The sequence below is a fragment of the Parabacteroides merdae ATCC 43184 genome (assembly GCF_025151215.1).
GTDB classification, from domain to species: Bacteria; Bacteroidota; Bacteroidia; order Bacteroidales; family Tannerellaceae; genus Parabacteroides; species Parabacteroides merdae.
Map to the genome: position 1 here is coordinate 1,681,811 of NZ_CP102286.1, position 13,575 is coordinate 1,695,385.

A 13,575-nucleotide genomic window follows, 5' to 3' on the forward strand; every position below is an offset into this window, starting at 1 on the left:
ACCAAAGATTTTATGGAAAAACACGTATTCTGCCCTACGCTTGAACCTCAAGAGGGCATTTAAGCAGCTTCCAGTAAAAAACTACTCGTCCTTATAAAATTACTCCTCCAACATCCCTTCCAAATAACGGTCGGGAGCTAACCCTATGCTCTGGAGGAATCCCGCCAGAGCGCTATATGTTAAACTATTCTCCGACAAGTTCATCAAGGCAATCCGGCGGAGACATCCGAACGGGATCGCATAATCCACATAAGGGACCAAGTTAGCCCCTATAAAATCATATCCCGCTTCTACCGGATCACAAAATTGTACAAGCCGCCATTCCTGTTCAGAGGCCCAACAAGGTTCCCGCACTTCCAGGCAAGCATTGCAAAGCATCGAGAAGAAACGTGAATCCCGCTTGAACCCGGTATGCTCTTCATCATAAAAGAATTTGTCATATTCCCGCCTCATCTGCGAGACAAACGCGTTCAGATTCTCCTCCTCATTATATTTGCAACGGAGCAAGTATTTTTCCTCCGACAAACTATACTCACCTAGTGCCCCGTAATCGAAAGTCAGCCGCAAACAGGAAGTATCCTTTTCCTTCACACCGGAAGGGATTTCCAAATTCTGGTAAAGGGAAAGAGCGTACATCTCCACCTCCGGTCCGATAAGCATCCGGCGGTTCTCCCGGAAAAAAGGAATATTTTGTTTACTAAGCTCCGGCCCGATGCCTTTTTGCTCTTCATGCAACACGATCGAACGGCGAAGCAGGGACAAACCGTATCCGATTACTTCGTCCGACTTGGCATACAACAAATTAGGAACATGCAAGGTGAATGTTCCCGGCGTCTTCGACTCCTTGCATCCGCGAACAAAGGATTCTATTGAAACATAGGAATATAAATCCATCTTTTATGATTTTTTTGGACGTCAAATATACAATTTATATTAGAGATTATCTACCTTTGTTAAAACTTTTATAAACTACATAAAACCAATAAAACAAAATGAAACGTCGTGATTTCCTTAAGACCAGTGTTGTAGCAGGTGTAGCCTTATCTCTGAACTTTGAAGGATTACAGGCTGCTCTCTCCTCGAATACAGTAGCGGTAGAGCAAGCACCCGATCTGGTAGCAGTAATGGGCGGTGAACCGGCAGTCATGCTCGACAAAGCCTTAGAAGCGCTTGGCGGCATCGGCAAATATATCAAAAAAGGGCAGAAAGTCGTTATTAAGCCCAATATCGGCTGGGACCGTACACCGGAACTGGCCGGTAATACCAATCCTGAATTGATAAAGGCCCTCGTAAAGAAATGTTTCGAAGCTGGAGCCGAAAAGGTAACGGTATTCGACCACACGTGCGACAACTGGCAGAAATGTTACGAGACAAGCGGCATCGCCGCCGCCGTAAAAGAAGCAGGTGGTATCATCATGCCAGGCAACGACGAAAAATATTTCAAAGAAGTAGACATTCCCGACGGCGTGACACTGAAAAAAGCCAAGATACACGAGTCACTGATCGAAGCGGACGCCTGGATCAATGTTCCCATCCTGAAGAACCACGGAGGAGCCAAGCTGTCATGCGCAATGAAGAATATGATGGGGATCGTCTGGGACCGCCGCTTCTTCCACCAGAACGACTTGCAGCAATGTATCGCCGATATCTGTACCTGGAAGAAGAAACCGGTTCTGAACATCGTGGATGCCTACCGCATGATGCATCAGAACGGTCCGCAAGGAAAAAGTGCAGCTGACGTGGCTACGTTGAAATCGATGATTGTTTCTCCGAATATCGTCGCCGTCGATACGGCCGCCCTCGCTCTGTTCAACCAGGTAAAGAAATTGGATATGGCTGCCGTTGGACATTTGAGCAAAGGGGAAGCTCTTAAATTAGGTTCTACCGATCTGAAAAAAATAAACATCAAACGTATTAAGATCTGATGAAGAAACGGAATTATCTAAAGGGATTGAGAGTTTTGCTCGCAATCCTCTTTTTTGTACCCATACTTTTGTTTTTCGTAGACTTTTCAGGAGTTTTACCGGATAGTGTACATCGTTTGCTGCATCTGCAACTGATGCCGGCCTTGTTGGGAGGAACGGTCGGTCTGATCGTGTTCCAATTCTTGCTGGCACTGGTATTCGGACGTATTTATTGTTCCACGATATGTCCGGCAGGCGTATTCCAGGATATCATCAACCGTCTATTTTGCATCGGTAAGAAAAAGAAGAAAGGAAGCCGTCGTTTTACTTACCACAAGCCGATGAACCGGCTACGCTACGTACTGCTGGTAATTACGGCAGTCATGGCTGTTTTCGGTCTTAGCGAGTTGTGCCTGCTCTTAGACCCGTACAGCAACTTCGGACGTATTGCGGCAAGTCTGTTCCGTCCGATCGTGATGTGGGGGAATAACCTACTCGCCGACCTGCTGATGAAAGTGGACAACTACTCGTTGTTCCATGTGACAATCAGTACCGTGACGGCTTCCGGTCTGATCGCAGCAACCATCGCATTGCTTGTTTTCATCGTCATGACTGTTTTCCGCGGACGATTGTTCTGTAATACGATCTGCCCTGTCGGAGCTTTGTTGAGTCTTTTCTCGCGCTACTCGTTCTTCCGTATAACTTTCGATAAGGAAGCCTGTACGCATTGCGGGAATTGCGAACATACCTGCAAGGCGGAAGCGATCGACAGCAAAAACCTGACGATCGATACATCCCGTTGCGTAGATTGTTTCAATTGTGTTTCTTCCTGTGCCAAAGGCGGCTTGCGGTATCGTCTGCAATTTCCGGGTATGAAACAGGAGGAAACAGTCGATACCCAAGCTGTAAAGGAATTATATTCCAGCCAACTGACAGTCGCCAACAGCCGCCGTACATTTCTGGCCACAAGTGCAACCATTGCCGCCTCGCTGCCGATCGCATCTGCGATTGCCGAAGGAGGAAAAGGGAAAATGAACAGAAAAGGCAGAAAGAAGTGGCCTCCCCTCACGCCTCCGGGTTCTATCAGTCTGGAACGTTTCAAAGACAAATGTACAGGATGCCAGATATGTGTCGTCCGCTGTCCGAGCCAGGTCTTGCGCCCGACAGGATTGGAATACGGTTTGGATTATATGTTGAAACCACGTCTGGCCTATATCAGCAGTTATTGCAACTACGAGTGCACAGTCTGTTCCGATGTATGCCCTACCGGTGCGATCAAACCTCTGACTATCGAAGAGAAGACAACGACACAGGTCGGCATTGCCACTTTCTTCAAAGGCCGTTGTGTTGTTAATACGGAAGAGAAAGACTGCGGTGCCTGTGCAGAACATTGCCCGACCCAGGCCGTACACATGGTTCCTTACAAAGGAACACTGACAATCCCGCAGATCAACCCTGACCTTTGTATCGGATGCGGCGGATGCGAATCGATCTGTCCGGTACGCCCAATGCGTGCCATCATCGTCAAATCGAACGTTGAGCACAAATTCGTCGAAAAGCCTAAAGAAGAGGAAATCAAAGAAATTGAGGTAGACGATTTCGGTTTCTGATTAACGATATATAACCGACTATATTATGAGGCCTTATTTGTGAAAGTAAGGCCTTTTCTTTATCTTTGCAGCCATGAAATTCGAATTACAACATAACGACACAAAATCAAATGCAAGGGCGGGTCTGATTACCACTGATCATGGAGTAATTGAAACGCCTATTTTTATGCCGGTCGGCACACAGGGCACAGTTAAAGGCGTCCACATGACCGAGTTGGAAGAAGATATCAACGCACAAATCATTTTAGGAAACACATACCATTTATATCTCCGTCCCGGATTGGAAATATTGGAACAGGCAGGCGGATTGCACAAATTCAACACATGGAACCGGCCAATCCTGACAGATAGCGGTGGTTTCCAGGTTTTTTCTCTTTCCGAAAACCGCAAGTTGCATGAGGAAGGCGCCATGTTCCGCTCACATATCGACGGCTCCAAGCATCTGTTTACCCCGGAAAAGGTTATGGATATCCAGCGGATCATCGGGGCGGATATCATTATGGCTTTCGATGAATGTTGTCCGGGCGATGCCGATTATGAATACGCGAAAAAGTCCCTCGGTCTGACGGAACGTTGGCTGGACCGTTGTTTCGAACGTTTCAACTCTACAGAGCCGAAATACGGTTACCAGCAAAGTCTTTTCCCAATTGTACAAGGTTGTGTTTATCCGGAACTGCGCCGAAAGGCAGCCGAGAATGTAGCGGAAAAGGGCGCTGACGGCAATGCGATCGGTGGCCTGGCAGTAGGCGAACCAACAGAGAAGATGTACGAGATGATCGAAGTAGTCAACGAGATCCTGCCGAAAGACAAGCCTCGTTACCTAATGGGAGTCGGCACACCGATCAATATTTTAGAGGGGATTGAACGGGGTATCGATATGTTCGACTGCATCATGCCGACGCGCAACGGACGTAACGGACAGATATTTACCCGCTTCGGCACGATCAATATGCGTAATAAGAAATGGGAGAACGACTTCTCTCCTATCGATCCGGATGCTCATTCGGCTATCGACACGCGCTACAGCAAGGCGTATCTACACCATTTGATCAAAGTGAATGAGATGTTAGGACTTCAACTGGCATCAATTCATAACCTCGCGTTTTACCTGTGGCTCGTAAAAGAGGCACGCAAACATATTATTGCCGGCGATTTCACGACCTGGAAAAGTGAAATGGTCCGTCAATTATCAAACCGGTTATAAGCAAACTGTCACATGAAATTCAAACTGAAACGGATAGACTGGTATATCATCAAGCAATTCTTAGGTACTTATATCTTTGCGATTGCCCTGATTATCGCTATCTCGGTCGTCTTCGATATAAATGAGAAGATCGACAAGTTCCTGAGTCCGGACGTACCGTTGAAAGCGATTGTCTTCGACTATTACATGAACTTCATCCCGTATTTCGCGAATCTGTTCAGTCCGTTGTTTACTTTCATTGCCGTTATCTTCTTCACCTCAAAGTTAGCAGACAATTCAGAAGTGATCGCAATGTTGGCGAGCGGGATGAGTTTCCGGCGTCTGATGTTGCCTTACGCGATTTCGGCAGGGATCATTGCACTCAGTACGTTTGTGCTGAACGCTTATATCATTCCGCCTGCCAACGCCACGCGTATCGACTTCCAAAACAAATATATCAAGAATAAGAAGGTAGACTATGTCCGTTCCGCCCAATTGGAGATCGAGCCGGGCGTAATCGCCTATTTCGACCGCTACGACGCGCGTTCCGGGATGGGATACCGTTTCTCTTTGGAGCACTTCGAGGACAAGAAGATGATTTCACGCCTCACGGCAAACTCCATCAAATACGATTCGCTATACAATTGGACGCTGATCGACTACATGATCCGCGACTTCGACGGGATGCGCGAACATATCACCGAAGGGAGCCGCATGGACACCACATTGACAATCGTCCCTTCGGACTTCCTGATCTCTGTCAATGACTGCGAGACGATGACTTCTTCCGAACTGTCCACGTATATCGACCGCCAGAAGAAAAGAGGGATCGGCAATATCCAGACATTCCAGATCGAATACCACAAACGTTTTGCCGCCATCATGGCCGCCTTCATCCTGACCTCCATCGGAGCCTCGCTCTCTTCCCGCAAGATCAAAGGAGGCATGGGGTTGAACATCGGCATCGGACTGGCCTTGAGTTTCTCCTACATCCTCTTCACCACCGTCACATCGACCTTCGCCATCAACGGCAACCTCAGCCCTGCTATGGCCGCCTGGATTCCGAATATATTGTATACGTTTATCGCGATTTATTTGTACCGGAAGGCACCGAGATAAGAAATGTTTTGCAAAACCAACCATCATACTATCATAATCGTCCGTATATTGTTTTAAAACAGTGTGTTACGACATGACAGTTGCCGTTTTATACTATCATTCATCTGTCATAACCATCATGGAAAAAAAACGATAATATTCTGTGTATCAATCAACAATAAAAACAGAAACCGTCCGGGAATAGATGCAAAACAGGTTAAAATAGCTTCATTTTTCATCAAGACAGGCTTTTCTTTTGCCCAAAAAGGCTTGGATAGCCGCTTAAGACCCGGGTGTAAGCACCACGGAGACCCGAGTGGGGGAGAGGTGCAGATCCGGGTCTGTGCAAGGCCTTTCCGTAGATGCGTGGATGTTTATCCGCCATGCTGGGGGTGTTTTTATGTCTCGTTTTTGCATTTTGTCCGGCAAAAAAGGCCGTTTTATTATAGAAAACGACCTCGTTTTGTCGATGGCCATTTGGGCTTACATAAATGCAAACAGCCCATTATCAATCATATAAGTAAACCAGCAAGTAAAAAGCATGATAGATGCATGATGGTAGAATGATAGTGGAAAACAGCAACTGTCATACTTTAATATATTGTGTAACAACAGCTAATAACCCAAAAGATAGTATGATGGTTGGTTTGCGAAATTTTCATGAAAGAAGAGAGGTGATCTCGAATAGTAATTTTTGGTGCGGTTACCCTGATTACCTTTAGAGTTTTCCAAAAGCAACAGGCAGCTCTTTTCGCTAAAACCCTCGTTTAAGATAGGTTTCATCCCATCTGAACGGTTTTGAGGAATGTCGAAGGCGCCGGCATCCGGTGTCAAAAGGAATACCGGATAAAGGCTCACGCCGAACATACAAAAAAAGAGGATACATAGTCTCGATGTATCCTCTTTTCCTTTAAATTTAATGAATTACTTAATCAATTTCAATCCAACTTCAAACTTAGTTGTCTTTTCCATCGCTTCGGGGAAGGCTTTCAGTATTGACTTAACCAATTGTCCCATTCCGTTTAAAGCGTCATCTCCGATAAGTTCAGCCAACGTAGGCAATAAAGGAGCGATCTGGCTAACTAAAGCTTTGTCAATATAGACACGGGCTGACTTGCCATCAGAAGCGATTTCATAATTAACAGGAATGCCATTCTGCAATAAAGCCATAATTTGTTCCAAAGGATCTATAGCAGCCTTACTCTTCAAACTTCCCATGATCTTAGTTATATCCAAGAAGACAAGTATTTGCTTATCCGTCACATTATAGGAAGCATATCCTGGTTCCGAAGTTTCCCAAACAGGTGTGACAGGCTTGCTCAAATCCACTCCCGCTTTAGAAATAGAAGCAACAATCTGCCCGTCTTCCTGGAACGTAACACTCTGAAGGACCTGTACCAAAGCGATACTTCCAAAACCTTCAGCTATATTAGGAATAGAAGTCACAGGTAAAAAACCAAGCATAGTGCCTTCAGCAGCTTCCCAAACCATAGACACAGGACCTGATACAAAAGTTTCACTCTCGTCTTTTGCTATTTCAGCCAATTTCCAAGTACCTGCAATAGGAGCTGTTATTTTCAAAGTTGCATCCAAAGTCAAAACACCGGCTTCAACGGTTCCTTTTGCAGAGACAGTTCGCAAGTCATTCGTGTTGCTTCCTTCCAATGCATAGCTTTCACCTGTCTTGACCATTTTGGCTTCAATCTTGACTTCTGCTTCACCCGGAATCAAATTCGCCAACGTAATAGTTGCCTGTTCAGCCGAACTTGCATCTACTTTTACAGATTGGTCAGCGACTTCAGTGCCTCCCATCGTCAATTTCAATGTTTCTGCCGTATAAGTCGCAGAAATAGCCTTCCAGCCGTCATCAGTCTTATTGTCATCATCGTCACTACAAGCAGTGAAGAAACTCAATGCACAAAGCATCGTAAACACAAAAAATAGATTTTTCTTCATAATCTTCTTTTTAAATTATACATAAAAACAGAGCGAAGATAAGTAATCTTAATGAGACATACAATACAAAAAAGTTAATGCCGGTTATTCCGAAAAAATAACCGGCATTATCATAAAAATAGACAATTCAATCGATAAAATTGAATCAATTATACAAGATTATTTTTTGACTTCAGACAACGCTCCCGCCGCTTTCAGATATTCGACATAATTCAAGTAGAGTTGAAAATGGGCATCGACCTGTGTTTCATAAGCCTGCTGCCACAAAGCCTGTGCTTCGAGATAGTCCGAGAGTGTCTCCAAGCCCACTTCGTACTGGCTTTTACTGACCTTCATGTTTTCTTCGGCCTGGAGGAGAGAACGGTCGGAAAGTTCGCTTTCCAGCCGGGCTTCGTCGAGGTTATTGGCGGCTTGTGTCAGTTCCAACATCATTTGTTCGTTCATGTTTTCCTGTTCCAGGCGGGATTGCATCAGCTTGGCTTTGGCGGCACGCACCTTATTACTTCGCTCGCCGAAATGGAAAAGCGGGATGCTCACGTTCAGCAAGACGGAGAAACTGCCTTTGTCCATCAACATCTGGTCGTTCAGTTCAAAGCCGTGTACATAATCATAAGACCCCATGATGCCGACTTTGGGTAACAACTCGCTACGGTTCAGCCGCACCTGCTGCCCGGCGATCTCGACCTGTTTATCCAAGATGGCATATTCGGGACGGGCACTGATATCGGAAACCTGGACATCCATCCCCTTTTCGACCGCCGGATAATTGCCGGAAATACGGATATCGGAGACAAGCGGTTTCCCGATCAGATGGCAAAGATTCATAGTCGCCAACCGCAGGGCGTTCTCAGCTTTACGGATGGAGAGTTCGCTTTCGTTCAGCTTCACTTGCACTTTCAAGACATCGTTCTGCGGTTTCAGGCCATGTTTGTAAGCGCTCTCGACATTCGACAGAAGTTCCCGGAGCACAGCGTTATATTTATCCGCCACCTTTTTCATCTCCTGTGCCTTCACGACCAGGGCATAGGCTTTGTCTGTTTTGAGGATCACTTCCGTCGCCGTCAGCGCCTCGTTCATCTCGGCCATCTCTTTCCCCAAGACAGACATCCGGTAGGCAGCCCGGATCTTACCGCCCATATAAAGCGGCTGCTCGACCCGGATTCCGCCCATGTAGACTGTCCCGACTTTATAATCGAGATTGATACCGGGGAAATGGGTATAAATGCCTGTCGGGACCAAGTTCCCGGCTGCATCATACAGAATAACGGGCATTTTGCCACCTTCAATTCCGAATCCGCCGTCCGCCGTACTGTAAAGGCCCATCCCGTTAGCGGTAAAGTTCGGGAAGAAATTCCCTTTATAGCTTTTCATCGTGTACAGGGCACTTTCGGTCTGTTTCACCGATGCCGCCATTTCCTTATTATATTGCAGCGCCATTTCCCGGCACTGCTGCAAGCTCAACGTCTCCTGTGCGAAAAGAGACGACGGGCAGAGAATAGACAACAGGATAATAGATATTTTCTTCATCAGTCTACATGTTTAATATGAAAGAATAATGCGTATAGGACAGGAATAAAAACGAGTGTGATCACCGTTCCGAACAGCAGGCCGCCCATAATGGATGCAGCAAGCGAACCGAACATGGCGTCGGTCAGCAACGGGATCATCCCTAAGATCGTGGTCAAGGCCGCCATCATCACCGGCCGCAGACGGCTCTGGGCACTGTCAATCAAGGCGGTGACCGGCTCCGTCCCCTGCCCGATCTGCAAAGTGATCTCGTCCATCAGCACGATACCGTTCTTTATGATCATTCCTATCAACCCCAATGTACCGACAATGGCGACAAAGTTGAACGTCTTGCCGGTCACCAACATCGTCATCACCACTCCGACAAATACCATCGGGATACTGCAGAAGATGATAGCCGGCTTGCGGTAATCCTTGAACAGCATGATCAAGATCGCGATCATCAGGATAATGGCCAGCGGGAAATTCTTGAACAGATACTTCATGGACTGGTCGCTGGCGTTCTTCTCACCCTGCCATTGCAGCGAATAGCCTGCGGGGAGTTCGATCTGCTCCAACTTTTCCGCGACTGCCAATCGCGCTTTTTCCGTCTCGACACCCGGCACGGGAGAGCATTGCACGCGCTGGCTGCGTTGTCCGTTGTAGCGAGGAACAACCGGGTCCTCCCATCGCACGTCAATTCCCTTGCTGATCTGTTTCAACGGCGTGCTGCCCATCAGGCTTTCGATCAGTTCTTCCTTCGATAGTGTCCCGGCTTTCAGTTTCACCATGTTTTCTTCGTTCAGCAGACCGTTCAGCGAAGGGAGCGTCGAAAAGACCTGCGTGTTTCCTAAATCCTCGATCGGTTTTCCCTGTCCGTCCAGGCATTTCAAGTAAATATTGTTTTTATGGATGCCTTCGTAGAAAGAACCGATAGGTATACCGCCTGTAGCTGTCAGTAACGAAAGGCTCACGTCGCTGCGGCTCAATCCCAACGCACGGGCGGCCGGTTGGTCGTACTCGATTGTCAGGACCGGAACCTGCGGTTCCCAGTCGGTCGTGATCAGGCAGACTTCTGGCGTATTCTCCATAATATGTCGTGCACTGTCCGCCAAACGGTGCAGGACGGCAGGATCAGGTCCTAAGAATTGGGCCTCGATGGGATATTTCTTAAACATCAGGTTATAACGTTTCAACTTGACGTAAGCATCCGGATACTGCCGTGTCAGGAACTCTTGTATCTCGTCGATATTTTCGACTAGCTCATCGGGAGATGTAAAGTCGATGATCAACTCCCCATAGGCCAGCGAAGGATTGGCAATGCTTCGCACCAGGTTGTAACGTCCCGGCGTCCCACCGATGGAAGCTGTCACGTTCGTGATCTCCTTCCGGGTTTTCAGATAAGCTTCTATCTCTTTCAGGTCATTCGCCACACGGGTAGAATTATTGCCCTCCGGAAGTTTGTATTCCATATACAACTGATCATACACCATATCGGGGAAGAATCCCTGGCGCAGGAACCGATAGCTGTAGGCGGACAAGAGCAACAAAGCGACCATCGTCAGCGTAAAGCCAAGGCGGTGCGACAAACCGAAACGCAAAGCAGCCCGCAAGATGGCATATATCTTACCTTTATATACACGCTTGCCGGAATTATCGTTTTCCACCGCCGGATGTAACCGCCTGTTTGCCATCAAGGGAACGTGGAGTAATGCCAACACCCAGCTCAGCAACAGTGAAACGGCCAGTACGATAAACAGGTCGCGCGTATAAACGCCTGCCGTATCCGGCGACATATAAATCGGCAGAAAGGCTATGATAGCGATCAACGTCGCTCCCAACAACGGCATCGCCGTCTGCCGTCCGATAGCGGTCATCGCCTCCATCCTATCTTTCCCGGCTTTCAAGTCCACCAATATGCCGTCGATAATCACAATGGCATTGTCTACCAGCATCCCCATCGCCAGCACGAAAGCCGCCAAAGAGACACGCTGCATCGTTCCCCCGGCGAATTGCAGGAAAAGAAATGATCCGAAAACAGTCACCACCAAACTGATGCCGATAATCAGGCCACTCTTGAACCCCATCGCCAGCATCAGTATAAACACGACGATGACGACGGATTCGATCAGGTTGATGACAAACGTTCCCAGCGAATCCCCCACACGCTCGGGCTGATAGAATATTTTATGGCAATCTACTCCGGCCGGCAGACGGTTATCTTTCAACTCCGCCAGCTTCGCTTCCACGGCTTTGCCGACCTTCACGATATCCGAACCGCTCGAAGCAGCTACCAAAATGCCGATAGAGCGCTCCTGGTTATAGAACATCTCGTTACGGGTTGGATCTTCATACCCCTTTTCGATCAAGGCTATGTCGCGCAGACGCAATTGGTCGTCGTCATGGCCCTGGATAAACATCTTGCCGATGTCGTCCACCGTTTTGAAACGATCGTTCACCGTCACTCGGATGCGGTTGTCCCCGTTATCATAGTAACCGCTATAGGTTGTCTCGTTTTGTCCGTTCAAGGTAGCCAGGACTTCGGCCGGTTTCACGCCAAGGTTGGCCATGCGGTCCTGCAACAGGGAGATATTGATACATTCGGAACGTTCCCCATATATATCCACCCGGTCCACTCCTTCTATTTCGACTACTTCCCGTTTGATCAGTTCGGCATAATCAGCCATCTCCCGATCGGACAGTCCATCGCCCGTCAGTGCGTAGAACATGCCGAACACCTTGCCGAAATCGTCTTGTACGATCGGTGTATTAGCTCCGGAAGGAAGTAAGGCGGAGGCATCGTTGACTTTCCGCCTGAGAAGGTCCCAATGTTGCTCCACGTCATCGTCCTTGACGGTGGTCAACAATTCGACCTGAATCAAGGACAGATCATTGAACGAATAGCTTTCGACATTATCGACATTGTCCATCTTACGGATACTTTTTTCGAGCACATCCGTCACTTCCAACTCCACCTGATGGGCCGATGCACCCGGATAGGTAGTTGCCACCATTGCCAGCTTTACCTTGATCTCCGGATCTTCCAGCTTACTCATTTGATAGCAGGCCAAAGCTCCGCCCGCCAACAAAACCGCAACCAGAAAATAGACCAGGTTCCGGTTCTGAAATCCCCATTTGCTTATATCCATCACAACAATCCTCCTACATTCGTTTTAGAACCGGTGGCCAAAGGCCGGACATTTTCTCCATCTTCAATATGATGCACGCCGGAGGCAACCACGATTTCACCGGCATGCAGCGTATCGGAAACAACCATCGCACGTCCGTCGGACAACAGGCGCAGAACCGTCACCTCGCAGCTATGGACTTTCCCCGCAGACGGATCATAGACAAACACGTACGTTTTACCATCCTTTTGCAGAAGTGCCCCGCCCGGAACGGAAACCGGCTGCGAATCGCCCTCATTGCAATAGATCGTGACCATCGTATTCATTCCCGGCGAAGGGAGCGGCAACTTGCCGGGAACCATTTGCAGGCGCATCGTGTACAGCTGGTTCGCATTGGCTTTCGGAGTGACGCTGATCAATTTCAAAGGATAGTTTTCTCCCGGATAGAGGTCGAACGTGCAGTGGTAGCCATCGAACCGGTCCCGCCGGATATAGTCGGCTGCCGGAAGATTGATTTCCACCTCCGGAATGCCGGCGCTGACCATCGAGATCACGGGCATACCTGCTCCGATCGTTTCATGTGCATCGAACAGCTTTTTCTGTATGAAACCACAGAATGGAGCATACAGCCGAGTATATTCCAACTGGTCTTTATGATGCTGATATTTTGCAGTGATCTGTTTCAGGCCGTACACGGCTTTATCGTTGGCATTAGGCGTGGTCCCGTTTTCTTTATAAAGAGCCATGACACGTTCGGCTTCCGCCTTGATCTGCTTGTATTCGGCCTCCGTAGCATCCAGTTGCACCCGATAATCTGCCGGATCCAATTCGGCCAGCAGTTGTCCTTCCCTCACGCGGGCGCCGTCTTCCACATATATTTTACGGATTGTCCCGCTCACACGGAAAGCCAGGCTGATATCCTGCGCAGCTTTCACTTTTCCTGGGAACTGGAGGGCAGTCTGACTGCTGGCGGAAACGACCGTATCGATCTTGACTGTCTGAGTATCCTTTGTCCCCTTCTCCGAACGGGCACAAGACATAAATAGAATCAAGGATATACCTGCTAAAATGAAATAAATTCGTTTCATAATTTAAGTGTATTTATTTAAAGACAAAATTATCCCGACAGAGCAACCTCGGAAAGGTCAATATGAATAATAAATTGTTCCATTTGTATATTTTCCTCAAAA

At 47.8% G+C, this 13,575-nt stretch carries 9 protein-coding genes; 4 read left to right on the plus strand and 5 right to left on the minus strand.

Going from position 1 to position 13,575, the window contains the following annotated elements:
- Window positions 1-99: 99 nt before the first annotated feature.
- Window positions 100-894 carry a hypothetical protein gene (locus tag NQ542_RS07025; RefSeq protein ID WP_005638705.1) on the minus strand — a complete coding sequence of 265 codons (795 nt, stop codon included), beginning with the start codon at window positions 892-894 and terminating at the stop codon, window positions 100-102.
- Window positions 895-992: 98 nt separating this feature from the next.
- Here NQ542_RS07025 and NQ542_RS07030 point away from each other — a divergent pair, with 98 nt between their 5' ends.
- From NQ542_RS07030 to NQ542_RS07045, 4 genes are all read left to right on the plus strand, one after another.
- Window positions 993-1,925, plus strand: a complete 933-nt coding sequence (locus NQ542_RS07030) for a DUF362 domain-containing protein (protein ID WP_005638707.1) — start codon at window positions 993-995, stop codon at window positions 1,923-1,925.
- A complete protein-coding gene (locus NQ542_RS07035) occupies window positions 1,925-3,514 on the plus strand; it encodes a 4Fe-4S dicluster domain-containing protein (protein WP_005638708.1) in 1,590 nt (529 codons plus the stop codon). Before NQ542_RS07030 ends, NQ542_RS07035 begins: the two co-directional genes overlap by 1 nt.
- 73 nt (window positions 3,515-3,587) lie before the next feature.
- Entirely contained in the window at window positions 3,588-4,718 is a 1,131-nt protein-coding gene (tgt, locus tag NQ542_RS07040; protein ID WP_005638710.1) for a tRNA guanosine(34) transglycosylase Tgt, read from the plus strand.
- 12 nt (window positions 4,719-4,730) lie between these two features.
- Window positions 4,731-5,816, plus strand: coding sequence for an LptF/LptG family permease (locus NQ542_RS07045; protein ID WP_005638712.1), 1,086 nt, complete (start codon window positions 4,731-4,733; stop codon window positions 5,814-5,816).
- A gap of 903 nt (window positions 5,817-6,719) precedes the next feature.
- On the opposite strand, the gene NQ542_RS07050 is transcribed toward NQ542_RS07045, so the two are convergent.
- From NQ542_RS07050 to NQ542_RS07065, 4 genes are all read right to left on the minus strand, one after another.
- Window positions 6,720-7,751, minus strand: a complete 1,032-nt coding sequence (locus NQ542_RS07050; protein WP_005638719.1) for a DUF4925 domain-containing protein — start codon at window positions 7,749-7,751, stop codon at window positions 6,720-6,722.
- Between the two features lie 159 nt (window positions 7,752-7,910).
- Window positions 7,911-9,278, minus strand: coding sequence for a TolC family protein (locus NQ542_RS07055; protein ID WP_005638721.1), 1,368 nt, complete (start codon window positions 9,276-9,278; stop codon window positions 7,911-7,913).
- The gene (locus NQ542_RS07060; RefSeq protein ID WP_005638723.1) at window positions 9,278-12,406 is read right to left on the minus strand and encodes an efflux RND transporter permease subunit; all 3,129 of its coding nucleotides are present in this window, start codon (window positions 12,404-12,406) and stop codon (window positions 9,278-9,280) included. The genes NQ542_RS07055 and NQ542_RS07060 overlap by 1 nt, the downstream gene beginning before the upstream one ends.
- Entirely contained in the window at window positions 12,406-13,473 is a 1,068-nt protein-coding gene (locus tag NQ542_RS07065; protein ID WP_005638725.1) for an efflux RND transporter periplasmic adaptor subunit, read from the minus strand. The genes NQ542_RS07060 and NQ542_RS07065 overlap by 1 nt, the downstream gene beginning before the upstream one ends.
- Window positions 13,474-13,575 lie beyond the last annotated feature (102 nt).